Genomic DNA, 25,648 nt, shown 5'->3' with positions numbered 1-25,648 from the left:
TTATTTATCATCACTGATAGGCAGGTTTTGCGTTGGCGTCGTGGTGAGAGTATCAGTGATTTTTGTGACTAATAGCTGATCGATTTTGTAGTTATCAATATCGACAACTTCAAATTTGTAACCAGCAAACTTGACTGAATCAGTACGCTTTGGAATTTTACGTAACCGAAACATCATGAAACCTGCAATGGTTTCATAGTTACTTGAATCAGGAAAATCATCAATATCCAGTACACGCTGTACATCATCAATAGGTGTTCCTCCTTCTACTAACCATGAATTTTCGTCACGGATGATGATCTGCTCTTCTTGTCCTTGGTCGACTAAATCGCCCATCAGTGTGGTCATAACATCATTAAGGGTAATCACACCCATTACCAGTGCATATTCATTCAGGATAATAGCGAAATCTTCACCTGCCGCTTTAAAACTTTCCAGCGCATCTGAAAGTGTCAAGGTATCTGGAATGATCAGCGCGTTGCGGATCTGGACACCTTTATTGAAGCTTAGGCTTTGACCACTTAGGACCCGGTTAAGCAGATCTTTGGAATCTACATAACCAATAACGTGATCAATATCTCCATCACATATTAGGTACTTGGAATGTGGTTGGGTGGAGACCTGTTGTTTGATACTTTCTTCACTTTCATGCTTATCAAAGTAGACGACGCTTTCCCGTGAGGTCATGGCAGAAGGAACGGTACGGGATTCGAGTTCGAACACGTTTTCAATCAGCTCATGCTCTTGTTTACGGAGGATACCTGCAACAGCCCCGGCTTCCACAACCGCGAAAATATCATCAGATGTGATGTCTTCATTACGCGCCATCGGAATTTTAAAGATCTTAAAGATAAGATCAGCCAGCCCATTAAATAACCAAACTAATGGGCGGAAAATTGCCAGACAGAAACGCATTGGATTAACGATTTTCACCGCGACAGCTTCTGGTTTGATCATACCGATACGCTTTGGTGTCAAGTCAGCGAGCAAAATGAATATACTGGTCACAATGGCAAAAGAGCAGATAAAGCCCAATTGGTCTGCCCATTCGGGGCGCATAAATTTCATGAAAAACGCTTTCAATGAAGGAGAAAATGCGGATTCACCGACAACACCTGCCAAAATTGCCACTGCATTTAGGCCGATTTGCACCACGGTAAAAAACATTCCCGGCGTTTCTTGTAATTTGAGGACATGGGCAGCGTTAACATTACCTTCATCTGCCATCAGTTTTAGTTTGATTCGCCTAGAGGCAGCAAGAGAGATTTCAGATAACGAAAAAAAGGCGCTTATCGCGCACAATAGAAATACGATTAAGAGACTATTTAGCATAAGGAATCCGTGTTTTACCTCCGGTGGTAGGGTAGGTTGTCATTAGAAAAGCACCGGAGGAAACAATAAAAATCATATAAAATAAAAAGTGACAACAAACACTTAGAAAGCTATTGAATAGCGTAGTAATTATAACATTAATTAAATGTAGTGACTAGTTTTCGTTCATTTTGGGTAGGCAAACACCAATACCGCCTAGCCCGCAATACCCCTCAGGATTCTTAAATAGATACTGTTGGTGATAGTCTTCAGCGAAATAGAATGGCCCCGCTTCTGTGATCTCCGTTGTAATAGGGCGGTTATCGCCTTGTTGTTGCATTGCTTTTTGGAAACGTTCACGGCTGGCTAGTGTCAGTTCATGTTGCTGAGGTGACACGGTATAAATCGCGGAGCGATACTGAGAGCCAATATCCCCGCCCTGGCGCATCCCTTGAGCTGGATCGTGGTTTTCCCAGAAAAGTTTTAATAAGTTTTCGTAGCTGTTTTTTGCTGGATCGTAAACAATTCTAACAACCTCAGCATGTCCGGTCAGGCCGCTACAAACTTCTTTGTAAGTTGGATTCGCTGTTGTACCACCGCTATAACCTGCGGAGGTGGTGTAAATATCGGGTTGTTGCCAGAATAGGCGTTCTACGCCCCAGAAGCACCCCATGCCAAAATAGGCAACTTCCATATTTTCTGGAACAGGTTCTATCACATGATCGCTAACAGCATGATTAGGTGAAACCTTAAGTGGCTCAGTTCTGCCTGGTAATGAGCTTTGAGGATCAATAGATAGGCTTTTATTAGCTGAAGTTGACACAATTCACTCCCGTAATTATTAAGTTTTCAGACATTAATAGATTGTATATATTATAAACGTTACTCAAGGTAAATTTTATTATAGCTAAATTATTTAGCCAAATTATTCCGATCAGGTCAGGAGTTCGCGTGTTGAGATACCCCTTTTTATGCTTTCTTTGTGTGTCCATCGCAGCTCCCATTGCTCATAGTGCTAATCTTCGTCTGAAAATAGAAGGATTAACCGGCAGTTTAGAAAAAAATGCCCGAATTCATCTTTCCACTATCAGCACTGATGAAGTTGCGCCAGATGGTCGTTTCCGATCTCGTGTAGATAAAGCGATTCGTGAAGGCTTGCGCCCGCTTGGTTATTATGAACCCATTATCGAATTTACCTATCGGGAAAATAAACCGCCTGCTCGCTCGGTATTAACGGCAAAAGTTACCGCAGGTGAACCTGTGCGAATCGCCGGTGTTAATGTTATTTTGGAAGGTGGGGCGAAGGCAGATGGAGATTATGCCAAACTGGTAAAAAGCAAAAGCCCAAAGAAAGGAACGGTTCTTAATCATGATGAATATGAAAGCCTTAAAGGTTCTCTGACTGGGCTTGCTATTAGGAAAGGCTATTTTGATGCTGTTATGAAAAAGAGCCAATTGGGTGTTGCCAAAGAACGACATGAGGCATTCTGGGACTTGGTTTTTAATAGCGGTGAGCGTTATCACTTTGGTCAGATACATTATTGTGGCTCACAGATCCGCGAAGATTATTTGAATCATCTGGTTCCATTCAAAGAAGGGGATTTTTATGCCTCTGAACAATTGGCCGAATTGAATCGGCGGTTAGCAGAAACTGGCTGGTTTAATTCAGCAGTAGTCTCACCAGATTTTAATACCGCTAGAAAAAATGGTGACGGAATGCTTCCTCTTGAAGCGGTCTTAACACCACGTTCCAAAAACTATGTTGAACTGGGTGGCGGTTATGGATCTGATGTAGGGCCACGGGTAAAGGCTAAATGGACAAAACCGTGGCTTAATTCCCGTGGACACAGCCTTAGCACCAGCATCAACCTTTCTGCACCTGAACAGGTCGTTGATGCTACCTATAAAATGCCGTTGAAGGTGAATCCGTTAGAGCAATATTACGCATTGCAGACGGGTTATAAGCGTAAAGATATCAACGATACCGTATCAGATACCGCGACAGTAAATCTTTCCCGTAATTGGGATCTTTCCACGGGTTGGCAGTATGGGATCAATATGCGTTGGAGTCTCAGCCACTTTACTCAGGCTAATGTCACCAATACGGCAATGTTATTGTACCCAGGAGCGAACGTCAGCCGTATCCGCCAGCGTGGAGGAACGATGCCTTATTGGGGCGATAGCCAGCGCTATTCTATTGATATCTCCGATACCCTTTGGGGTTCTGATGTTGATTTCTTGGTGTTACAGGCGCAAAACGTTTGGATCAGAACTTATTGGGATAATCACCGTTTTGTTGCTCGAGGTAATTTGGGTTGGATAGAAACCAATGCATTCGAGAAGGTTCCTCCCGACTTACGCTTTTTCGCTGGTGGTGATCACAGTGTTCGTGGTTACAGATATCAGAAAATCTCGCCTAAAGACGATAAAGGAAAATTGACCGGTGCATCCGCACTGATTGTGGGTTCGCTTGAGTACCAATATAACGTAACAGGTAATTGGTGGAGTGCTGTTTTTGTTGATACCGGCGAAGCCATTAATGACGTTAGAAAGAGCAATTTTAAAACCGGCGTAGGTGTTGGTGTGCGTTGGGCTTCTCCGGTCGGGCCCATTAAGTTTGACCTTGCCAGACCAATAGGGGATTCAGAATCCCGTAACATCCAGTTTTACATCGGGTTAGGATCTGAATTATGAGATGGATTAAAAAGGTCAGTATTGCTTTTCTGCTGATAGTGACTTTGTTGGTTCTTGCTGTTGCCGGGTTGGTAGGAACGCAATCTGGCCTGCATTTTATGATTAACAGTGCTGCCCGTTGGGTACCGGGGCTGGATATTGCCGATGTTAGTGGTGGCTGGCGTGATTTGACCCTGAAAGGCGTTAAGTACCAAATGCCCGGTGTTAATGTCAATGTGAATCAACTCCACCTTTCACTGCGTCTTTCCTGTCTGAAAAATAGTCAATTATGTGTTAATGCATTGACAACGGAAGGCGTAAAAGTTGCGATTAATACTAAACAATTGCCGCCTGCGGGAGAACCATCGTCAAAGTCAGAACCTTTAACTGAACTGAGGACGCCGTATCCCGTCTCACTTGATTTGCTATCCGTTAAAGATGTCACTGTCACCGTAAATGATATGGTATTTGCCCTTGATGAATTTAGAACCGCTGCTCACTGGCAGCAAAAAGCATTAACGCTTAAGCCAACAAAAATTAATGGATTGCTGGTGGGACTGCCAAAAACTCCCCCTGAACGGTTGAAAACAGCGGAAGCAGAGGAGAAATCGAAACGATGGGCTGAACCGGAAAAATCGTTGGGAGAGATTCTGAAAAAATTGTTCTCTCAGCCGCTATTGGCAACATTACCAGAAGTGCTTATTCCACTGGATATGACTATTGCAGGGATCAGTGGCAAGCAATTACGGCTGACTGGTGATACCAATATCACAATCAATGAGTTTTTACTGCAATTTAGCAATCAGGGGCAGCAGATTCAGCTCAATAAATTGGATGTTAAAATGCCGGAAGGTTCTCTCGCCATTAATGGTTCCGCGACTCTGGCACAGCAATGGCCAATAAAACTGGTAATAAAAGGTGAGCTAAGTCGACAAGAGATCCTGGGGCAAAAGGTTAATGTAACGCTTAATGGTGCTTTACTGGAGCAACTCAGCTTAGGGCTGAATTTGTCTGGTCCTGTCAATGCTAAACTTGATGCTCAAGCGGAACTGGCTAAGGTAGGTTTACCAGTGCGGATGACGCTTGAAAGCCAGCAACTGAGTTGGCCTTTAACGGGGAAGCCAGAATATCAGCTTGATAATGTAAAAATGCGTCTTAATGGTAAGGCTAGTGGTTATGATTTGTCATTGCGTTCCGGTATTAACGGTAGTGAAGTCCCGCCAGCATTACTTGTATTAGATGCCAAAGGTAATGAAGAACAGTTTAAATTGACCCGCTTACGCCTGTCTGCTTTGCAGGGAAAGAGTGAGCTGGTAGGTGTGGCAGATTGGAGTAAGGCGGTGAGTTGGAATGCGGTGTTGACACTCTCCGGGATCAATACCGCTAAGCAGTGGCCGGAATGGCCAGCCAAAATAGAGGGGAAAATAGTGACCCGTGGTAGTTTACACGGTGGTAGTTGGCAGCTTCAGATCCCGGAAATTACGCTGGACGGTGACGTAAAGCAGAACTTAATAAAAGCCAAAGGTAAGATTTCTGGTAATGCGGCTGGTCAGTGGAATATTCCTCAATTCGAGCTGGCTTTAGGGCGCAATAAAATGAATCTCCAGGGACAGTTATCCAAACAGTGGAAACTGGATGGCGATATCCGTGCACCGAAGCTGGATGGCATATTACCGGGGCTTGGCGGTGTTGTGAATGGAACGCTGAAATTACGTGGTAATGTGCAAGCGCCTCAGCTTTTGGCTGATCTTAATGCTAACGGGTTGAAATGGCAGGATTTGCGCATTGATCGAGTGAATGTGAAAGGGGATGTACGTTCTGCTGAACAGATCCAAGGGAATCTTACTGTTAAAGTCAGTGAGTTGAAACAAGCGGATTTGATTGTCCGTACTTTTACGTTGGATGCTAAGGGCAATGAGAAACAGCACGATTTGCAATTAAGGATTGATGGCGAGCCGATTGCTGGTCAACTTGCACTGAATGGTAGTTTTGATCGTAAGCAACAGCGCTGGAAAGGTAGCATTAACAATACCCGTTTTGACACCCCGGTTGGAGAATGGCGTTTAACTAAAGCGATAACTCTTGATTATCTTAATCAGCAGCAGAAAGTCACTGTGGGCCCTCATTGTTGGCTGAATCCACATGCGCAGCTCTGCGTACCTAAATCCATTGAAGCTGGCGCCAGTGGTAGCGCGTCCATTGTGCTTGAACGTTTGGACCTTGCTATGATTCAGCCATTACTGGGGCCTGAAACACATTTGAAAGGTGTATTCAGTGGCAATGCCGACGTTAAATGGAGCGCGGAAAGTGGATTGCCTCAGGCCAACGTTAATCTGCGTGGTGATGGGGTGCATGTTAAGCAGATGGTTGATGGCACTGCATTACCAGTAGATTTCCAGACCCTGACACTCAATGCAGGCTTGAATAATGGCACAGCAAAGCTGAATTGGCTGTTTAAGATTATGGGAAATGGTCAGTTTGACGGTGACGTACAGATTGCTGATCTTGCAGGGCGTCGTAATCTATCGGGCAATGTAGATATTCAGGATATTTCACTGGCGTTAATCAAGCCGATTCTTGGGAAAGATGATAAGGCTGATGGTCATTTGCATGCTAACCTGCGTCTGGGAGGAAATGCCAAAAATCCATTATTGTTTGGCCGGTTAGACTTGAGTGCACTGCAAGTTTCGGGTCATTGGATCCCATTTGATATTACTCAAGGGCAAATTGGTGTGAATTTTGATGGAATACGTTCCGTTCTCGATGGTGTTATTAAAACGCCGAAGGGGCAGCTTAACTTAAATGGTGACGCGGACTGGCGTAATGTGGATGCATGGCATGCAAGAGTAACGGCTAACGGTGACAAGTTAAGAGTAGTTTTTCCACCAATGGTGAAAATTGATGTTAGCCCTGCTCTGGTGTTTGAGGCTTCTCCTCAGTTGCTGAAATTGGATGGTAGCGTTGGTATTCCTTGGGCGCGTATTACCGTGAAGGAACTACCAGAATCGACAGTTGAGGCTTCATCGGATGAAGTTATATTGAATGAGAATCTTCAGCCATTACAACAGAAAAAAGCGTCTATCCCGATTCAAAGTAACTTGACAATTCATATAGGAGATGATGTTCGTCTTAGTGCTTTCGGTCTTAAAGCGCAACTTAAAGGCGATCTGATGGTTGTTCAAGATAAACAAGGTTTAGGTTTGAATGGTCAAGTTGATATTCTTGATGGTCGTTTCCATACTTATGGGCAGGATCTGATCGTTCGCAAAGGGCTGATTATGTTCTCAGGCCCACCTGATCAGCCATTGCTTAACATTGAGGCTATCCGTAATCCAGATTCTACCAATGGGCGGGTTATTGCAGGGGTAAGGGTGACCGGTTTGGCGGATCAGCCAAAAGTAGAAATTTTTTCAGAGCCTGTTAAATCGCAACTGGAAGCACTTTCTTATCTGTTGCGTGGTGAAGGGTTAGAGAGTAGTAACTCGGACAACTCACAGATGACGGCAATATTAATAGGTTTGGGGGTTGCACAGAGTGGTCAGTTGGTGGGTAAGATCGGTGAAATATTTGGTGTTTCCGACTTGGCATTGGATACTCAGGGAGTTGGTGATAAATCACAGGTAGTTGTTAGCGGAAAGATTACAAAAGATCTGCAAGTTAAGTATGGTGTTGGTATATTTGATTCACTGGCAACATTAACCTTACGTTATAGGTTAATGCCTAGATTGTATCTGGAAGCGGTGTCTGGTATTGATCAGACATTGGATTTGCTCTATCAGTTTGAGTTTTAAAAATGCGAATTATTGTTTATGGCAGCTTACGGCGCAAACAGGGCAATCATCACTGGATGACCGACGCTCAATGGTTGGGTGATCATTGGCTGGAAGGTTATGAGCTATATGACCTTGGGCATTATCCTGCGGTTATCCGTGGTGACGGAAGTATTGAATGTGAGGTATATCGAATCAATTCTACTATCCTGACAGAATTAGACGATTTGAAAGATAATTCGCGGGAGTATGTAAGGGAATTGATTCAGACACCGTATGGTAATGCATGGATATATCTTTATCAGCTTCCAATAACTGGTTTACGGCGGATAAAAAGCGGTGACTGGTTGAAGCGCCATGTGGAAGAGTAAATAAAAATCCCTTTTTTGTCATAAAAAGGGAGTATGGTATTAAAAAACCTCTGCCGGTGATGTTCCCCAGAGGTTTTTTAATTATTTAAACAGAGAAAAGCTATTTCTTAGCGGCACGTTCGAAAGAGGAGATAATTTCTGCTTTAGCAGCTTCGATATTATCCCAACCATCAACTTTAACCCACTTACCTTTTTCCAGATCTTTGTAGTGCTCAAAGAAGTGAGTGATCTGAGCGCGCAGCAATTCTGGCAGATCGTTCACATCTTTAATGTGATCATATTCTTTGGTCAATTTGCTGTGCGGAACTGCAACCAGTTTGGCATCTTCACCTGATTCATCAGTCATTTTCAGAACGCCAACCGGACGGCAACGGATCACAGAACCTGGTTGTAGTGGGTATGGCGTGGGAACCAGAACATCAACCGGGTCACCATCCAGAGATAAGGTGTTGCTGATGTAACCATAGTTGCATGGATAGAACATCGTGGTAGACATAAAACGGTCTACAAATAGCGCACCGGATTCTTTATCAATTTCATATTTAATCGGATCTGCATTTGCAGGGATCTCAATAATGACATAGATATCTTCAGGCAGTTCTTTTCCTGCCGGTACTAAGTTCAGGCTCATGAAAGTTTCCTTTATTTTAAACCAGAATAGAGTGGGGAGTATTATAGCCAGAATGATGATGAAATCTCATCATATCTAGCACCTTCTCTGTTAAAAATCTGCAAAACTGAGGAAGGCGGTGAGTACCGCCTTCTATTCATAATTAACCGATGAAATTACTCATCAGGGAACTCAGCCATAAAACTCTCGGCTTTTTCCACCATCGATTTACTACCCACAAAGAAAGGTATGCGCTGATGCAGTTTGGATGGAATGATATCCAGAATGCGGTTGGCGCCATCACTGGCTTTACCCCCAGCTTGTTCGGCTAGGAATGCCATTGGGTTACATTCATACAGCAGGCGTAATTTTCCTGATGGGTGGCTGGCGGTGCTTGGGTAAATGTAGATGCCGCCTTTCAGTAAATTGCGGTGGAAATCAGCAACCAGTGAACCGATATAACGAGTAGTATACGGGCGTTGAGTCGCTTCATCCTGTTCCTGACAATATTTGATGTATTTCTTTACTCCCATAGGGAATTTGATGTAGTTCCCTTCGTTGATGGAGTACATATTGCCTTTTGAAGGGAACTGTACTTTTTCATGGGACAAGCAGAACACCCCAAGAGATGGATCGTAAGTAAAGGCGTGCACACCACAGCCGGTTGTATAGACCAGCATAGTTGAAGAGCCATAAACAACATATCCGGCTGCGACTTGGCGGTTACCCGGTTGCAGGAAATCTTCTTCAGTGACGGGTTTGCCGACAGGTGTAATACGGCGGTAGATAGAGAAGATAGTACCAACGGAAACGTTTACATCAATATTTGAAGAACCATCCAATGGGTCCATCAAAACAACATATTTTGCATTTTCAGCGCGGTCGCCTTCGAAAATAACGATGTCGTCTTCTTCCTCGGAAGCGATACCGGCAACTTCACCGCGTGCTTTCAGTGCTGCTTTGAGTTTTTCATTAGCATACAGGTCCAGTTTCATCTGTACTTCGCCTTGGACATTGGACACACCGCTGGTGCCTAAAATATCCACTAAACCGGCTTTGTTGATATCACGGTGAATGATTTTTGCTCCGAGCTTAATAGCGGAAAGCAATGCAGTAAGTTCACCCGTAGCGTGAGAAAAATCATGCTGCTTTTCGACGATGAATTCGCCTAATGTTTTCATGACGAAAGTCCTGAATGTGATTTGATAGTGGTTTTAGAGTGTCCATTGCACTCTTACGCGGGCAGTTTAGCCAAAGAAAGGCATGATTCATAGGCTATTCCATTTCTTATCTTGCTTTTGATGGTTAGAATAGTGGCTAACTTCATGCTATGGAATAGGAAATCAATGCGTATTCATATTCTTGGTATCTGCGGCACTTTTATGGGTGGACTGGCAATTTTGGCTCGTTCTCTTGGTCATGAAGTGACTGGTTCTGATGCCAATGTCTATCCACCAATGAGTACCTTACTGGAAAAACATGGGATTAATCTGATTCAGGGATATGACCCGGCACAGTTGGATTCTGCGCCAGATATGGTCATCATCGGTAACATTATGAGCCGTGGGAATCCTTGTGTAGAAGCTGTGCTGGAGCGTGGGCTCCCTTATACTTCTGGCCCACAATGGCTGCATGATTCTGTTTTGCCAGAACGTTGGGTGCTGGCGGTTGCAGGGACGCATGGCAAGACAACAACTGCGGGTATGTTAGCTTGGATTTTGGAAGCTTGTGGTTATAAACCAGGTTTCTTAATCGGTGGTGTTCCGGGGAATTTTGAAACATCAGCTCAGATCGGGGAAAGCCCGTTTTTTGTAATAGAAGCTGATGAATATGACAGTGCTTTTTTTGATAAACGATCTAAGTTTGTGCATTACAGCCCACGTACGCTGATCATGAACAATCTGGAATTCGATCATGGCGATATTTTTGGCGATCTGGCTGCTATTCAGAGACAGTTCCATCATCTTGTCAGGATCGTTCCGGGTAGTGGTAAGATCCTTGTCCCAGATAACGATATTAACCTGAAACAGGTTTTGTCTATGGGCTGTTGGAGTGAGTTGGAACTAGTGGGTGAAACCGGTAACTGGCAGGCAAAAAAGATCAGTACAGACAGCCGTAATTATCAGGTGTTTTATGGTGGTAAAGTTGTTGGAGAAGTGAACTGGTCGCTGGTGGGTGAACATAATATGCGCAATGGGCTGATTGCAATTGCCGCTGCACATCATGTTGGTGTCCAGCCAGCAGATGCCTGTTGTGTTTTAAGTGAATTTATTAATGCCCGTCGTCGCCTTGAACTACGTGGTGAGGAAAACGGCGTTACTGTTTATGATGATTTTGCTCATCACCCGACAGCAATTCTGGCAACACTCGAGGCCCTGCGTAGTAAGGTTGGAGGAACAGCCCGTATTATTACCGTACTGGAACCGCGTTCAAATACGATGAAAATGGGTGTGAGTAAGAATGAGATCGCACCAGCGTTGGGGCGTGCGGATGAAGTATTCTTATTCCAGCCAGCTAATATTAAATGGCACGTATCAGAAATTGCAGATCACTGTGTTCAGCCTGCGTATTGGAGTGCTGATATAGATTCACTGGTGCATATGATTGTTGATAAGGCGCAGCCGGGGGATCATATTCTGGTTATGAGTAATGGAGGGTTTGGTGATATTCATGAAAAATTACTCTCTAAGCTGAATAAAAAAGCTGATCAATCCTGAGAATGGCAGCAGGAAAATGAATCGCGCCATGTTGGCGCGTTCATTTAAAGCTCTTGTTCGAACAACCCAAGGATGGCTCCACGCAGCTGTTCTGTTGTGGAATCTCTGGTGAGTGTAACGAAGATGGTGTCATCACCTGCGATACTGCCGAGTATACCTTCTGATTTACCAAGAGAATCTAGCAGACGAGCAATAAGTTGAGCAGCACCAGGGCTTGTGCGAATCACAACTATAGGATGGTTGTAATCAACGTCTAATACTAGATTTTTTAGTGGGCTAGTAGCAGTAGGAACACCAAGCTCAGCAGGCAGGCAGTAAACCATCTCCATTTTAGCATTACGGGTGCGAACAGCACCAAATTTAGTGAGCATTCTAGAGACTTTGGATTGGTTGATGTTCTCAAAACCTTCTTCCAGTAAAGCAGTGACAATTTCACCTTGAGAGCTAAATTTTTCTTCTTTCAATAACGCCTTGAAAGCTTTTACTAAATCTTCCTGTTTAGAGGGAGTGCGCATATTTCACCATATTCAATCAGCTATGAAGCTTTTATTATGCATATAAATGAATTTTTATGCAATAATAATGATTTTATAGCCGATTTGAACCGTGCGAAATTGGTCTTATGTTATATATAAATTCATAAAATATGAATATGGAAATTTGCTTTTTTTAGCTGGTTATCAGGTAAATATATTGTTAATCAAATGATGTTGTTCGGCGTTGTTGTTGGGTGTAAGGTATTTAGCCGATTATTTCGTAAAATCATAGGGAAATTCTCAAAATAGTGTCCGTTATCTCATTAACAGATAAGCATTTTGCCTAGAATACGGCGACTTTTGCGTCCCACGATTAGAGCGTAAGTCCACAATTTGGCTGTTAACAGATTGTTTTCAAAAACGTAGTAATCTATGGTTCTTAACTAGATGAATTTACAGCATTTTAAAGTATAAACGATTTAAGGAGTATCAGGATGAAAGTTGCAGTTCTCGGTGCAGCCGGTGGTATTGGTCAGGCTCTTGCTCTTCTACTAAAAACCCAGCTTCCTTCAGGTTCAGAACTCTCTTTATATGATATCGCTCCAGTAACACCTGGGGTGGCTGTTGATCTGAGCCACATTCCAACGGAAGTGAAAATTAAAGGCTTTGCTGGTGAAGATGCAACTCCAGCGTTGGAAGGAGTAGATGTTGTATTGATTTCTGCGGGGGTTGCCCGTAAACCAGGCATGGATCGTTCAGATTTGTTTAATGTTAATGCGGGGATCGTTCGTAACCTGGTAGAACAAGTGGCTAAAACTTGCCCGAAAGCACTGATTGGGATTATTACTAACCCAGTCAACACAACTGTAGCTATTGCAGCCGAAGTGCTGAAAAAAGCGGGTGTATATGACAAAAACCGCCTGTTTGGTGTCACAACCCTGGATGCTATTCGTTCTAATACTTTCGTTGCTGAATTGAAAGGTAAAAAACCACAGAAAATCGAAGTGCCCGTTATCGGTGGTCATTCTGGTGTGACAATTTTACCTCTGTTATCTCAGATCCCTGGTGTGAGCTTTACTGATGAAGAGTTGGCTGCCTTAACTAATCGTATTCAGAATGCTGGTACAGAAGTCGTTGAAGCTAAGGCGGGGGGAGGATCTGCAACTCTGTCCATGGGGCAAGCTGCGGCTCGTTTGGGTCTCTCTTTGGTCCGTGGCTTACAAGGCGAAAGTGATGTTGTGGAATGTGCTTATGTTGAAGGTGATGGCAAATATGCTCGCTTCTTCGCTCAGCCGGTTCGTTTGGGTAAAAATGGCGTAGAAGAGCGTTTGGATATTGGTGAGCTGAGTGATTTTGAACAGAAAGCACTGGAAGGCATGCTAGATGTATTGAGAAAAGATATAGAATTAGGCGAAAAATTTATTAATAACTAATTAATATATTTTATAAATAAACAATATATACCTATGAAACAATAAAACCGCTGGTATAGCGAATTACCAGCGGTTTTTATTCAACTAATGTAATTCGTTAGCTAATTATTTGTTTGTTCACGTACTTTCCTTTCTAATAATTCTCCAGTATTTGGATCAAAATAACGACTTGGCCAAATTTCTGAAGGGTGTATTTCCAGATAATTTGCAATTATCCATTCTCCCTTTGGCCACGGGCGAGATAGTGCATTCGCTAAGGTCGATGAGCTGAGCCCGGCTCTGCGTGATACCTCAGCTAAAGTTGTTCCCCGCTTGCGTAAAGCTGCAATTATATCGGCAGGATGCCAATCAGATTTCCTTGAAATCATTTTTAATCCTTATTTTTATTAAATTTGATGCCATATTAGTGGTATAAATAACAGGTACGCATGAGAGTAATAACGAACTTAAACCTGTTATTGAGAAATAAAATAGCATTATTTTTCTGAAAATATTTCCAAATTTTTTCTTAAAAGCTTCTTTTTTGAACTTGGTTACAAAAATAGAGAAACGCGATGAAAAAAGAGTGGTATTCGGCCAAGGAGTTAATCGGCGTGGGTGAGTTACCTGGATCACCACAAGGAGTTAATGCCAGAGCAAAACGCGAGGAGTGGTTACGTCAGAAAAGACAAGGTGTACAAGGTAAAGCAGTTGAGTATCACTACTCCTGTTTCCCGGAAACGACCATTACAGCCTTGGAGCTTCATGAATCATCTTCTGAGTATCAGGTACAGAAGCAAGATCCTTTATCGATTTGGGTTGGTGCTTTTCATCAGTTATCAGAATCTGAGAAACAGGCTGTGATAGCCATGATTTTACGGGATGGTATCAGAAGTTTTTTAGAAAAAATTTCTGTTATTTAACCCATTTTTGGAAATTAGAAATGCCAACTAACTTGGATTCTTCTTCATTATCCCGGTGCAAAGTGAGAAGAAAAGTATGAAAAAAGAATGGTACTCAGCTAAAGAGCTGGTTGGTATTGCCGGACTTCCTTCTTCGCCACAGGGAATAAATCTGATGGCAAGGCGGGAGGGATGGGAATATAGACGTAAACGAGGTGTTCAGGGCAAGGCTCTTGAATATCATATAAATAGTTTGCCTGAAGATGTACTTAATGTGCTATCCGTAGGGGAAAGCACTATTGATTATGCAAACAAACGGCAAGACCCATTCTTAATTTGGATTGAGGCGTACTATCAATTAACTAAAGTTGAGCGGGAAAAAATTGTGAAATTTATTCTTCGGGAGGGGCTCGCAAAACTTATTGGTTATATTGATGTAGGTGTTGAAGACGCAGAGAAAAACCTGGAGTCAGATTAACCCCAGGTTTCGTTCTATCTATCGATTAAGAAAGGCGTTGTACGGCAATATGGGCTAACCCCACGAGTGCTTGCTTGTATGGGGAGTTTTCCAGCGCCTGCAAAGCAGCTATTGCTTTATCTGCTTCTTCTTCTGCTCGTTTACGGGTATATTCCAGTGAACCGCACTGTTTCATGGTTGTCAGTACGGTTTCGAGTAAATGTCGGCCATTACCTTTTTCAATTGCTTCACGGATAAGTGCCGATTGTTCTGGAGTACCATGATTCATAGCGTGTAGCAAGGGCAATGTCGGTTTACCTTCGTTAAGATCATCACCGGTGTTTTTGCCTAATGTATCGCTGTCAGCATTATAATCCAGTAAATCATCAATTAACTGGAATGCAGTGCCTAAATAACGTCCGTAATTTTGTAAAGCCATTTCCTGCTCTGGGGTGGCATTAGAAAGAATTGCGGAAGAGTGCGCGGCGACTTCAAACAATCGGGCTGTTTTACTGTAAATCACCCGCATATAATCATCTTCAGAAATATTTGGATCATTACAGTTCATCAACTGTAAAACTTCGCCTTCAGCGATAACATTGGTTGCCTCTGACATCAATTTAAGAACTCGCATAGAGTTAAGAGCTGTCATCATCTGGAAAGAGCGTGTGTATATAAAGTCACCAACCAGCACGCTTGCTGCATTACCAAACATGGCATTGGCCGTCGCTTTGCCACGTCGCATGTCTGATTCATCCACTACATCATCATGTAACAGAGTCGCTGTGTGGATAAATTCAATTAATGCAGCAACAGTAATATGCTTATCACCCTGATAACCTAATGCTCTGCTAGCTAGGATGGCAATGATTGGGCGAATGCGTTTTCCACCACCACTGATTATGTAGTAGCCCAGCTGATTGATGAGAGTAACGTCAGAATTCAACTGACTAAGAATGGTTTCATTTACCGCTGCCATATCATCAGCGGTTAGCTTGATAATGGATTCTAAATTCATATTTTTTCGGCTATGGGTTTTAATGCAGAGCTGTGTTCATATTAACATTAAAATAGTTATTGCTGTGTCTTGATTGTACTCGAAAAACAGTCTAAATAAATGACAATTCAGCAACTATGTTTTTTTATCATCTGCTCTAATTCTGCTCTTGTCTTCTTAGGCTTTTTTGCGTAGAATTCGCGCCCTATTATGAATATTTATAGTGCGCTCTGGAATGATATTTAAGGGGGCGTGCGGAAAGCGGAGTTTATATGTACGCGGTTTTCCAAAGTGGTGGTAAACAACACCGAGTCAGCGAAGGTCAAACAATTCGCCTGGAAAAGCTAGACATCGCAACGGGTGAAACTGTTGAGTTTGACCAGGTTCTGATGGTCGCTAATGGTGATGACATCAAAATCGGCGCTCCTGTCGTTGAAGGCGTTAAAATCAAAGCTGAAGTCGTTGCCCACGGTCGTGGCGAGAAAATTAAAATTGTTAAGTTTCGTCGTCGTAAACACAGCCGTAAGCAGCAAGGCCACCGTCAGTGGTTCACCGATGTTAAAATCACTGTCATCGCTTAAGATTTAGGAGAGCAGATTAATGGCACACAAAAAGGCTGGCGGCTCAACTCGTAATGGCCGCGATTCTGAAAGCAAACGTCTGGGTGTAAAACGTTTTGGTGGCGAGTCTGTATTAGCAGGCAGCATCATTGTTCGTCAACGTGGTACTAAATTCCACGCTGGCAATAACGTTGGTTGTGGTCGTGATCACACCCTGTTCGCATTAGCTGACGGAAAAGTTAAATTCGAAGTTAAAGGCCCGAAAAACCGCAAATTTATCAGCATCGAAGCTGAATAAGTTTTTCGAGTTATACACCGAATCAGAAGCCCTGCATGTGTTGCGGGGCTTTTTATATTCTAAAGTACGCCATCTCTGGGTAACACAGCCATCCAGCACTGTAATGGCTATCATACGGAGAAAAAATATGAAATTTGTAGATGAAGCCAGAATACTGGTTGTTGCGGGGGATGGTGGCAATGGTTGTGTCAGCTTCCGTCGTGAAAAATATATTCCGAAAGGTGGGCCAGACGGTGGGGATGGTGGAGATGGTGGAGATGTTTATCTGCTAGCAGATGAAAATCTTAACACACTGATTGACTATCGTTTTGAAAAGTCTTTTCGGGCGGAACGTGGGCAAAATGGTCAGAGCCGTGATTGTACAGGTAAGCGTGGTCAGGATATTACGATTAAAGTGCCTGTTGGTACGCGTGTCCGTGATGTGGCAACTGGTGAGATTCTGGGCGACATGACTCGTCATGAACAGCGTCTAATGGTAGCGAAAGGTGGATTCCACGGGCTTGGCAATACCCGCTTTAAATCTTCTGTTAACCGGGCTCCTCGTCAAAGAACGATGGGGACTTCAGGTGAAACCCGTGAATTGATGCTGGAACTGATGCTGTTAGCAGATGTTGGTATGCTGGGGATGCCAAATGCAGGGAAATCTACATTTATCCGTGCTGTTTCTGCTGCTAAACCAAAAGTTGCAGATTATCCATTTACCACTCTGGTACCCAGCTTGGGTGTAGTAAGGATGGATAACGAACAAAGTTTCGTTGTTGCTGATATTCCAGGGCTCATTGAAGGTGCTTCCGATGGCGCTGGCTTGGGTATTCGCTTTTTGAAACATCTGGAACGTTGCCGGGTATTGCTGCACTTAATTGATATTTGTCCTGTTGATGAATCAGATCCTGTCGAAAATGCCCGGATTATTGTCAATGAGTTACAGCAATACAGCGAAAAATTGGCAGAAAAACCACGTTGGTTGGTATTCAATAAAGTTGATCTGTTAGAGCCAGAAGAAGCCAAACAGCGTGCACAAGCTATTGCTGATGAATTAGGTTGGGAAGGCGATTTTTACATGATCTCAGCGATAAATCGTCTGGGTGTTAAAGAGCTTTGTTGGGATATTATGGAGTTTATGAAAACCAAACCTCGTAATATGAGTACAACAGAAGATGGAGCTCAACCTGAGAAAGTTGAATTCATGTGGGATGATTACCATAAAGAGCAATTAGAACAGGTTTCGGAAGCAGACGATGACTGGGATGACGATTGGGATGAAGATGACGACGAAGGTATTGAAGTAATTTATAAACGCTGATTCTTCGGTCTCTCTCATTGCAGTTAAGGGCGCCACTTATTTGTGGCGCCGATTTTATTAGTTTTGTTGATATAAATCTTTATATAGCCGACTTTCGAATCGGACCAGAGGAACCCGCCGGCTGCGGTGCTCTTTTGGCGGTACGGCATAAGCAGAAATAAACTGCACGAAGGCAACTCGCTGACCGCTAGCCGTGGTTATAAAGCCAGCCAGATTATACACTCCTTGCAGGGCACCGGTTTTAGCCGAAACTTTCCCGTTTACTCCTGCTTCATCCAATCCTCCTCGGTATCTTAGAGTACCGTCATGACCAGCTAATGGCAGCATGGAAATGAAATCTAATTCTTGATCATGTTGAGCAATAAATTGTAATACTTCCATCATGGTTGCTGGGGTAATCAGATTATGGCGGGATAATCCTGAGCCATCTACCATCACGGTATTTCCCAGATCGATACCTGCTTTTTGTTTCAATACTTGCCGTACCGCATCAGAGCCTGAACGCCAGGTTCCTGGTATATCAAAGTGCTGTCGGCCTATTGTCCTGAATACGGTATCCGCGATCATATTGTCAGATTTTTTCAGCATGACTTTCAGCAGATCATGTAATGGTGCGGATTGATTCTGAACCAAAATTTTACCCGGCTCAGTTGGTAAGCTTTGGCGTTTGAGGTTACCTGTGATTTCAATTCCAGCAATTTGCAGTTCGTTTTTGAGAATTGCCCCTGCATAGCTGGTTCCGTTCTGAATTGCGAAAGCCAGTGGCAACGGTTCACTGCGCTGAGTAAGGCATCCGGTAAGTATAAAACGGTTGAGTTCTCCTGGAACGACATCTAATTCACAGTACTGGCTTTCAGGAGCGCCTTTTGCCAATGTTTTGACTTCACTGAACATATTCACTGGGTAAAAGGATGCGACACGGATGAATGCAGTATCACCGGGACGTTCTGCGCTATATAGTGAAACGGAAAAACAATTTCGATCCACGATTGCGGCAGCAGGCGGAGCACTAAAACATTGGGTCATATCATTCCATACCCAACCGGGAGCCTTATCGTGGCTGGAAAAAGCGGAAACATCTATTAAAAGATCACCGTCAATTTTTTTCACGCCGGCTTGATTCAAAACTGTAACCATATTGCGAAGTTGTTGGCGGGTCAGCGTTGGATCTCCGACAAAACGAGCGCTCAAATTCCCTTTTAAAATACCGTTTGAAATTTTGCCATTACTTTCCAATGTGGTGATAAAGCGATAGTCTTTTCCCAGTTGTAATAATGCTGCAAGTGCGGTGACAACTTTCAGCGTACTTGCTGGTAGAGCCATTTGCTGCCCGTGATAATCAATTAATGGGGAACTGGCGCCTGCTTTTTGAGCTATTAATGCCAGATTGGTACCATCAGGCAGATATTTCGTATATTCCTCAACAAGTGTGGCGTTTGCGTTAGGTGTAGTCAAATACAGAGCGGTAACGCAAACTAATCTGCTGGCAATTTTAAAGAAGGACATAAATTTCGCATATGGATGTAGACATACCACAATACTAAGGCGCAAAGTGGGGAAAAGTAAACGATGACCCATCACCAAGTCTACGTTAGAATGATATATTAATATGTAAAATATGATTGTGAACTCTGGGTAGTCCTATGGTTTGCACTATTGTTTATTGTCTGGAAGCCCGCCCGACAAGGTGTGCTCATTGTGCTGTTATCTGAAAACATCAGGATGATGCTGGTTTTTTGCTCAGGAAAGATTTAGAGGATTAATAAATGAAACAGATTCCAATGACGGTACGTGGCTCGGATAAGTTGCGCGAAGAGCTAGATTATCTAAAGAACGTACGCCGTCCAAAAATTATTTCAGACATTGCTGAAGCGCGTGAACATGGTGATCTAAAAGAAAACGCTGAGTATCATGCTGCTCGTGAACAACAAGGTTTCTGCGAAGGCCGTATTCAGGAAATCGAAGCTAAGCTTTCTAATGCACAAGTGATTGATGTCACAAAAATGCCCAAGGCTGGACGTGTTATTTTTGGGACTACAGTTACGGTTTTGAATGTTAATACTGATGAAGAGCAGACTTACCGGATTGTGGGTGATGATGAGGCGGATATTAAGGAAAATTTAATCTCAGTAAATTCACCAATTGCCCGTGGTTTGATAGGTAAAGAAGTTGATGACGTTGTTATTATCAAAACACCAGGTGGTGAAGTTGAATATGAAATCCTGAAAGTTGAATATATTTAACTTCAGGATTGGCCTGTTGCTATTGATTTACGTTAGGTAAAGTTGCACAAGGATCGTGGAGAAAGTAAAAAAGGCCGGATATGGCCTTTTTTATCATAATATGCGCACCGCATTTTATATAAATGTGGTTTGATTATTTAGGTAAAATAATTTTGCGTTCTTCCGATTGGCGGTAAAGAACTAGAGTTTTACCGATAATTTGCACATTATATGCACCGGTCTCGCGGACAATTGCATCGGCGATCAAATTTTTGGTTTCACGATCTTCGCCTGCGATTTTGACTTTGATAAGCTCATGGTGTGACAGCGTTTGTTCAATTTCGGCCAACACACCCTCGGTCAGGCCGTTATTACCAATCATGACGACAGGTTTTAGCGGGTGAGCGAGACTTTTCAGGTGTTGTACTTGTTTTTTGTTAAGGGCCATTGTTTTTTTGCTTAGTTAGGATTGAAAACGGGGCATTCTACCGCCATCTCATCTCTATCACCATAAAATAGTGTGTTGTGGTTTTGGTGTATGGAGCAATAGATATCTGGCTCTTTATTCGTAGTATAGTTGGAAAGGACAATGGCCAATAAAAAACGTTCGGCAAGCTCCAGTCGCTGGTTACAAGAACACTTTAGTGATAAATATGTTCTGCAAGCACAGAAAAAAGGGCTTCGTTCTCGCGCTTGGTTTAAACTTGATGAAATTCAACAAACTGACAAAATTTTTAAGCCTGGCATGACCGTTGTCGATTTAGGCGCAGCTCCTGGTGGATGGTCTCAGTACGCAGTGAGTCAAATTAGTGATAATGGGCGAGTGATTGCCTGTGATCTTTTACCGATGGATCCCATTGTTGGCGTCGATTTCCTTCAGGGTGATTTTCGTGATGAATTTGTATTGAAAACATTGCTTGAGCGAGTTGGTGATAACAAAGTCCAGGTCGTCATGTCGGATATGGCACCCAATATGAGCGGAACACCTGAGGTCGATATTCCTCGATCCATGTATCTGGTTGAATTGGCGTTAGATATGTGTCGTGATGTGCTGGCCCCCGGGGGGAGTTTTATTGTCAAAGTGTTTCAGGGAGAGGGTTTTGATGAATACCTGAGGGAAATTCGCTCCCTATTTACGAACGTGAAAATTCGTAAGCCAGACGCTTCGCGGGCACGATCGCGTGAAGTATACATTGTAGCGACAGGGCGGAAACTATAGTACCCTGAATGCTATTTGTTAACACAGTTGTAATATGAGGTTAATCCCTTGAGTGACATGGCGAAAAACCTGATTCTCTGGTTAGTTATCGCAGTTGTGCTGATGTCGTTATTCCAGAGTTTTGGTCCCAGCGATTCCAATAGTCGTAGGGTGGATTACTCTACCTTCATCAATGAATTAGCCCAGGATCAGGTGCGCGAAGTTCGTATCACAGGTCGTGAAATTAACGTTAGTAGGAAAGATAACAGCAGATACACCACTTACCTACCAGTACAGGATGAAAAACTGCTAGATACGTTACTGAATAAAAACGTAAAAGTGGTTGGTGAACCCCCAGAGGAACCAAGTCTGCTAACTTCTATTTTCATTTCCTGGTTCCCGATGTTACTGCTTATTGGGGTCTGGATTTTCTTTATGCGTCAGATGCAGGGCGGCGGCGGTAAAGGGGCAATGTCTTTTGGTAAAAGTAAGGCCCGTATGCTGACAGAAGATCAGATTAAAACCACTTTTGCTGATGTTGCTGGTTGCGACGAAGCGAAAGAGGAAGTTGGTGAACTGGTGGAATATCTGCGAGAGCCAGGCCGCTTCCAGAAGTTGGGTGGAAAAATTCCGAAAGGTATTCTGATGGTTGGGCCTCCGGGTACGGGTAAGACTTTACTGGCAAAAGCAATTGCTGGTGAAGCGAAAGTGCCGTTCTTTACTATCTCTGGTTCTGACTTTGTTGAAATGTTTGTTGGTGTTGGTGCATCCCGTGTTCGTGATATGTTCGAGCAGGCGAAGAAAGCAGCACCTTGTATCATCTTTATTGATGAGATTGATGCGGTGGGCCGTCAGCGTGGCGCTGGTTTGGGAGGGGGTCACGATGAACGTGAGCAGACTCTGAACCAGATGCTAGTTGAGATGGATGGTTTTGAAGGCAACGAAGGTATTATCGTTATTGCCGCGACTAACCGCCCCGACGTGCTTGATCCTGCATTGTTGCGTCCTGGTCGTTTTGACCGTCAGGTTGTTGTTGGTTTGCCAGACGTACGTGGCCGCGAGCAGATTCTGAAGGTTCATATGCGCCGGGTTCCTCTGGATACTGATGTTGATGCTTCTGTCATTGCTCGCGGTACTCCGGGATTCTCTGGTGCTGATTTGGCTAACCTAGTGAACGAAGCTGCTTTGTTTGCTGCCCGTGGTAACAGACGCGTAGTTTCTATGGTTGAATTCGAAAAAGCGAAAGACAAAATCATGATGGGTGCAGAACGCCGCTCTATGGTGATGACGGAAGAGCAAAAAGAATCAACTGCTTATCATGAAGCAGGCCATGCCATTATTGGCCGTCTGGTTCCTGAGCATGATCCTGTTCATAAAGTTACCATTATTCCGCGTGGTCGTGCTTTGGGTGTGACTTTTTTCCTACCGGAAGGGGATCAGATCAGCGCTAGCCGCCAGAAACTGGAAAGCCAGATCTCAACCTTATACGGGGGCCGTCTGGCAGAAGAGATTATTTATGGTCCAGACAGTGTTTCTACTGGTGCATCTAACGATATCAAAGTTGCAACATCAATAGCCCGTAACATGGTAACGCAGTGGGGTTTCTCGGAAAAACTCGGCCCATTGCTCTATGCGGAGGAAGAAGGGGAAGTGTTCCTCGGGCGTTCAGTTGCGAAAGCTAAACATATGTCCGATGAAACTGCTCGTCTGATCGATCAGGAAGTTAAGGCAATTATTGACCATAACTATCAACGTGCCCGTCATATTCTGATGGATAACCTTGATATCCTGCATTCGATGAAAGATGCATTGATGAAGTACGAAACTATTGATGCACCTCAGATCGATGACTTAATGAATCGCACGAATGTGCGCCCGCCAGCAGGATGGGAAAGTGATAACGGTAGCAATAATAACAGTCGCCCAACAGGTAATACACCTCCTCCACAGACTGCAAAACCAACTGATGATATCAATACATTGGCGCAAGGTGGTGAGCAAGTAGGGCCGTCAGGAAATAAAGATCAGTAATTGTTCCATTGTTTCGTAGTCTGATTGATATATTCATGAAACCCCAGGTAAGTCCTGGGGTTTTGACATTGAAGGTAGTTCAACATGAAACTCAGAGCCAGAGATAATGTTCTCGATCTTTCCCGCCCACAAATAATGGGTATTTTGAATGTGACTCCAGATTCATTTTCTGATGGAGGGGTTCATAATACTCTGGATATGGCCTTACGACATGCTGAAAAGATGATTAATGAAGGAGCTGCGATCATTGATATCGGTGGGGAGTCTACCCGTCCGGGAGCTGATGAAGTCAGTGAACAAGAAGAAGTGGATCGTGTTGTTCCGGTTATTGAGGCTTTAGCTCAACGATTTAATATCTGGATTTCTGTTGATACCTCGAAAGCATTGGTGATGAGTGAGTCAGCAAAAGCTGGCGCCCATTTAATTAATGATATTCGTGCATTGCAAGAGCCTGGTGTTTTGGAAAGCGTAGCTAAATCTGGTTTGCCCGTTTGCTTGATGCATATGAAAGGCCAACCGAGGACGATGCAGGATGCACCGCATTATGAAAATTTGTTGGGTGAAGTGAAACAATTTTTTACTGAACAAATTGAACGTTGTATGGTGGCAGGGATAACAAAAGATAAACTTGTTCTTGATCCTGGCTTCGGGTTTGGCAAGAACTTGACGCATAATTATCAGTTACTAGCACATTTAAACCAATTTCATCAATTTGGTTTACCTGTGCTGGCAGGAATGTCACGTAAATCTATGATAGGTCAGTTGCTTCATGTGCCGCCACAAGAAAGGGTTGCCGGGAGTGTGGCTTGCGCTGTTATCGCAGCTATGCAAGGAGCGCAAATTATCCGGGTGCATGATGTCAAAGAAACCGTGCAGGCAATGCAAATTGTCGGAGCAACACTTTCAGCAAAGGAAGAAAAGAAATTATGAGTAACCGCAAATACTTTGGTACCGATGGTATCCGTGGCAAAGTGGGCGATAGCCCAATTACGCCAGATTTTGTGTTAAAGCTTGGCTGGGCTGCGGGTAAGGTACTGGCTCGTCATGGTTCTCGTAAGATCATTATCGGTAAGGATACCCGTATTTCTGGCTATATGCTGGAATCTTCTTTAGAAGCAGGTTTAGCTGCGGCTGGTTTATCTGCTTCGTTCACTGGTCCTATGCCAACACCTGCTGTTGCTTATCTGACCCGAACTTTCCGTGCTGAAGCTGGAATTGTTATCTCTGCTTCTCATAATCCTTATTATGATAATGGTATTAAATTCTTCTCTATTGATGGTACGAAACTGCCGGATGATGTGGAAGAAGCGATTGAGGCTGAAATGGAAAAGCCACTGACTTGTGTGGAATCCGCAGAGTTGGGACGCGCAAATCGTATTGTTGATGCTGCTGGTCGTTATATCGAATTCTGTAAAGGTACATTTCCAAGTGAGCAAAGTCTTAATGGTTTGAAAATTGTACTTGATTGCGCTAACGGTGCGACTTACCACATTGCTCCAAATGTACTCAGAGAACTAGGGGCTGATGTTGTGACGATTGGTTGTGAACCAAACGGTATCAATATTAATGAAAAGTGTGGTGCTACCGATGTTCGTTTGTTGCAGCAACGTGTTGTAGAAGAGAAAGCAGATGTTGGTTTGGCATTCGATGGTGATGGTGATCGCGTTATTATGGTTGACCATTTGGGGCAGAAAGTTGATGGCGACCAGATCCTTTATATTATTGCCCGTGAAGCACTGAGGCAGGGGCAACTGCGTGGTGGCGTTGTTGGTACACTGATGAGTAATATGGGATTGGAGTTAGCATTGAAGCAGCTTGGTATCCCATTTTTGCGTGCTAAAGTGGGTGACCGTTATGTGCTGGAAAAATTGCAGGAAGAAGGTTGGCGTTTAGGGGCCGAAAACTCTGGTCATGTTATTTTACTGGATAAAACAACTACGGGTGATGGCATTGTTGCTGGCCTTCAGATTCTGAGTGCTATGGTACGTAACCATATGAGTTTGCACGATCTGTGTAGTGGTATGAAACTTTTGCCGCAGGTGCTGGTAAATGTTCGTTTCTCCGGCTCACACGATCCACTTAAATCGGAAAGTGTAATTAATACTACTAAATCTGTTGAAGCTGAATTAAATGGCCGTGGACGGGTATTGTTACGTAAATCTGGTACTGAGCCATTGATTCGTGTCATGGTAGAGGGTGAAGATGATGTACAAGTCACTGCTTTGGCCCATCGTATTGCTGATGCAGTGAAATACGCTGGTTAATTTGTTGTTTTTTTCTTCAAGTGATTCTGATTATTGAAATTAACCTTGCGTATCAGATGTGGTTTGGTTAGTATTC

General features: G+C 43.5%; 24 protein-coding genes. 15 read left to right on the top strand and 9 right to left on the bottom strand.

Annotation, left to right across the window (positions count from 1 at the left end):
* Together KZ793_RS08770 and msrA are read right to left on the bottom strand one after the other, a co-directional pair.
* Entirely contained in the window at nucleotides 1-1,332 is a 1,332-nt protein-coding gene (locus tag KZ793_RS08770) for a hemolysin family protein (protein ID WP_225814991.1), read from the bottom strand.
* A gap of 154 nt (nucleotides 1,333-1,486) precedes the next feature.
* Complete coding sequence (msrA, locus tag KZ793_RS08765; RefSeq protein WP_225814990.1) at nucleotides 1,487-2,134, bottom strand: peptide-methionine (S)-S-oxide reductase MsrA; 648 nt, start codon at nucleotides 2,132-2,134, stop codon at nucleotides 1,487-1,489.
* A gap of 128 nt (nucleotides 2,135-2,262) precedes the next feature.
* Between msrA and tamA the strand changes: the two genes are divergently transcribed.
* From tamA to KZ793_RS08750, 3 genes are read left to right on the top strand one after another with little or no spacing between them, the layout of a single operon-like run.
* The gene (gene tamA, locus KZ793_RS08760; RefSeq protein WP_225814989.1) at nucleotides 2,263-4,005 is read left to right on the top strand and encodes an autotransporter assembly complex protein TamA; all 1,743 of its coding nucleotides are present in this window, start codon (nucleotides 2,263-2,265) and stop codon (nucleotides 4,003-4,005) included.
* Entirely contained in the window at nucleotides 4,002-7,775 is a 3,774-nt protein-coding gene (tamB, locus tag KZ793_RS08755; protein ID WP_225814988.1) for an autotransporter assembly complex protein TamB, read from the top strand. Before tamA ends, tamB begins: the two co-directional genes overlap by 4 nt.
* Nucleotides 7,776-7,777: 2 nt before the next feature.
* Nucleotides 7,778-8,125 carry a gamma-glutamylcyclotransferase family protein gene (locus KZ793_RS08750; protein WP_118984618.1) on the top strand — a complete coding sequence of 116 codons (348 nt, stop codon included), beginning with the start codon at nucleotides 7,778-7,780 and terminating at the stop codon, nucleotides 8,123-8,125.
* 100 nt (nucleotides 8,126-8,225) lie between these two features.
* On the opposite strand, the gene ppa is transcribed toward KZ793_RS08750, so the two are convergent.
* Nucleotides 8,226-8,756, bottom strand: a complete 531-nt coding sequence (ppa, locus tag KZ793_RS08745) for an inorganic diphosphatase (RefSeq protein ID WP_225814987.1) — start codon at nucleotides 8,754-8,756, stop codon at nucleotides 8,226-8,228.
* A 155-nt stretch (nucleotides 8,757-8,911) separates the two neighbouring features.
* Nucleotides 8,912-9,916 carry a class 1 fructose-bisphosphatase gene (gene fbp / locus KZ793_RS08740; RefSeq protein ID WP_118984615.1) on the bottom strand — a complete coding sequence of 335 codons (1,005 nt, stop codon included), beginning with the start codon at nucleotides 9,914-9,916 and terminating at the stop codon, nucleotides 8,912-8,914.
* 165 nt (nucleotides 9,917-10,081) lie between these two features.
* Here fbp and mpl point away from each other — a divergent pair, with 165 nt between their 5' ends.
* On the top strand, nucleotides 10,082-11,452 hold the full coding sequence (mpl, locus tag KZ793_RS08735; RefSeq protein WP_225814986.1) for a UDP-N-acetylmuramate:L-alanyl-gamma-D-glutamyl-meso-diaminopimelate ligase: 1,371 nt from the start codon (nucleotides 10,082-10,084) through the stop codon (nucleotides 11,450-11,452).
* 44 nt (nucleotides 11,453-11,496) lie between these two features.
* Here mpl and argR read toward each other — a convergent pair whose 3' ends face one another.
* Nucleotides 11,497-11,967, bottom strand: a complete 471-nt coding sequence (argR, locus tag KZ793_RS08730; RefSeq protein ID WP_011148624.1) for a transcriptional regulator ArgR — start codon at nucleotides 11,965-11,967, stop codon at nucleotides 11,497-11,499.
* Nucleotides 11,968-12,422: 455 nt separating this feature from the next.
* Between argR and mdh the strand changes: the two genes are divergently transcribed.
* Complete coding sequence (gene mdh, locus KZ793_RS08725) at nucleotides 12,423-13,361, top strand: malate dehydrogenase (protein WP_225814985.1); 939 nt, start codon at nucleotides 12,423-12,425, stop codon at nucleotides 13,359-13,361.
* A gap of 101 nt (nucleotides 13,362-13,462) precedes the next feature.
* Here the strand turns inward: mdh and KZ793_RS08720 are convergent, their stop codons facing one another.
* Nucleotides 13,463-13,729: a helix-turn-helix domain-containing protein gene (locus KZ793_RS08720; protein ID WP_011148622.1), complete on the bottom strand. Its 267-nt coding sequence runs from the start codon at nucleotides 13,727-13,729 to the stop codon at nucleotides 13,463-13,465.
* A gap of 186 nt (nucleotides 13,730-13,915) precedes the next feature.
* Here KZ793_RS08720 and KZ793_RS08715 point away from each other — a divergent pair, with 186 nt between their 5' ends.
* Both KZ793_RS08715 and KZ793_RS08710 read left to right on the top strand, forming a co-directional pair.
* A complete protein-coding gene (locus tag KZ793_RS08715; RefSeq protein WP_225814984.1) occupies nucleotides 13,916-14,263 on the top strand; it encodes a DNA-binding protein in 348 nt (115 codons plus the stop codon).
* 76 nt (nucleotides 14,264-14,339) lie between these two features.
* Complete coding sequence (locus tag KZ793_RS08710) at nucleotides 14,340-14,720, top strand: DNA-binding protein (protein WP_049585090.1); 381 nt, start codon at nucleotides 14,340-14,342, stop codon at nucleotides 14,718-14,720.
* A gap of 25 nt (nucleotides 14,721-14,745) precedes the next feature.
* Here KZ793_RS08710 and ispB read toward each other — a convergent pair whose 3' ends face one another.
* The gene (ispB, locus tag KZ793_RS08705; protein WP_113041642.1) at nucleotides 14,746-15,717 is read right to left on the bottom strand and encodes an octaprenyl diphosphate synthase; all 972 of its coding nucleotides are present in this window, start codon (nucleotides 15,715-15,717) and stop codon (nucleotides 14,746-14,748) included.
* A gap of 251 nt (nucleotides 15,718-15,968) precedes the next feature.
* Here ispB and rplU point away from each other — a divergent pair, with 251 nt between their 5' ends.
* From rplU to cgtA, 3 genes are all read left to right on the top strand, one after another.
* Nucleotides 15,969-16,277 (top strand): 50S ribosomal protein L21, encoded by a 309-nt coding sequence (gene rplU / locus KZ793_RS08700; protein WP_118984608.1) that lies wholly within the window; start codon nucleotides 15,969-15,971, stop codon nucleotides 16,275-16,277.
* A gap of 19 nt (nucleotides 16,278-16,296) precedes the next feature.
* Nucleotides 16,297-16,554 carry a 50S ribosomal protein L27 gene (gene rpmA / locus KZ793_RS08695; RefSeq protein WP_011148617.1) on the top strand — a complete coding sequence of 86 codons (258 nt, stop codon included), beginning with the start codon at nucleotides 16,297-16,299 and terminating at the stop codon, nucleotides 16,552-16,554.
* A gap of 127 nt (nucleotides 16,555-16,681) precedes the next feature.
* Entirely contained in the window at nucleotides 16,682-17,857 is a 1,176-nt protein-coding gene (cgtA, locus tag KZ793_RS08690; RefSeq protein ID WP_225814983.1) for an Obg family GTPase CgtA, read from the top strand.
* A 57-nt stretch (nucleotides 17,858-17,914) separates the two neighbouring features.
* Here the strand turns inward: cgtA and dacB are convergent, their stop codons facing one another.
* Nucleotides 17,915-19,363 carry a serine-type D-Ala-D-Ala carboxypeptidase gene (gene dacB / locus KZ793_RS08685; protein WP_225814982.1) on the bottom strand — a complete coding sequence of 483 codons (1,449 nt, stop codon included), beginning with the start codon at nucleotides 19,361-19,363 and terminating at the stop codon, nucleotides 17,915-17,917.
* A 260-nt stretch (nucleotides 19,364-19,623) separates the two neighbouring features.
* Here dacB and greA point away from each other — a divergent pair, with 260 nt between their 5' ends.
* Nucleotides 19,624-20,100 (top strand): transcription elongation factor GreA, encoded by a 477-nt coding sequence (greA, locus tag KZ793_RS08680; protein WP_225814981.1) that lies wholly within the window; start codon nucleotides 19,624-19,626, stop codon nucleotides 20,098-20,100.
* A gap of 133 nt (nucleotides 20,101-20,233) precedes the next feature.
* On the opposite strand, the gene yhbY is transcribed toward greA, so the two are convergent.
* Complete coding sequence (gene yhbY / locus KZ793_RS08675) at nucleotides 20,234-20,527, bottom strand: ribosome assembly RNA-binding protein YhbY (RefSeq protein WP_112877185.1); 294 nt, start codon at nucleotides 20,525-20,527, stop codon at nucleotides 20,234-20,236.
* Between the two features lie 141 nt (nucleotides 20,528-20,668).
* Here yhbY and rlmE point away from each other — a divergent pair, with 141 nt between their 5' ends.
* From rlmE to glmM, 4 genes are all read left to right on the top strand, one after another.
* Nucleotides 20,669-21,298 carry a 23S rRNA (uridine(2552)-2'-O)-methyltransferase RlmE gene (gene rlmE / locus KZ793_RS08670; RefSeq protein WP_225814980.1) on the top strand — a complete coding sequence of 210 codons (630 nt, stop codon included), beginning with the start codon at nucleotides 20,669-20,671 and terminating at the stop codon, nucleotides 21,296-21,298.
* Between the two features lie 48 nt (nucleotides 21,299-21,346).
* On the top strand, nucleotides 21,347-23,308 hold the full coding sequence (gene ftsH / locus KZ793_RS08665) for an ATP-dependent zinc metalloprotease FtsH (protein ID WP_317987449.1): 1,962 nt from the start codon (nucleotides 21,347-21,349) through the stop codon (nucleotides 23,306-23,308).
* Between the two features lie 84 nt (nucleotides 23,309-23,392).
* Nucleotides 23,393-24,238 carry a dihydropteroate synthase gene (folP, locus tag KZ793_RS08660; RefSeq protein ID WP_225814979.1) on the top strand — a complete coding sequence of 282 codons (846 nt, stop codon included), beginning with the start codon at nucleotides 23,393-23,395 and terminating at the stop codon, nucleotides 24,236-24,238.
* A complete protein-coding gene (glmM, locus tag KZ793_RS08655; RefSeq protein ID WP_225814978.1) occupies nucleotides 24,235-25,572 on the top strand; it encodes a phosphoglucosamine mutase in 1,338 nt (445 codons plus the stop codon). Before folP ends, glmM begins: the two co-directional genes overlap by 4 nt.
* The last annotated feature ends 76 nt before the right edge of the window (nucleotides 25,573-25,648 follow it).

Source organism: Photorhabdus antumapuensis (genome assembly GCF_020387775.1).
Classification (GTDB): domain Bacteria; phylum Pseudomonadota; class Gammaproteobacteria; order Enterobacterales; family Enterobacteriaceae; genus Photorhabdus; species Photorhabdus antumapuensis.
The sequence above is the reverse complement of the archived record's forward strand: the minus strand, read 5'-3'. Positions and strand labels throughout refer to the sequence as shown.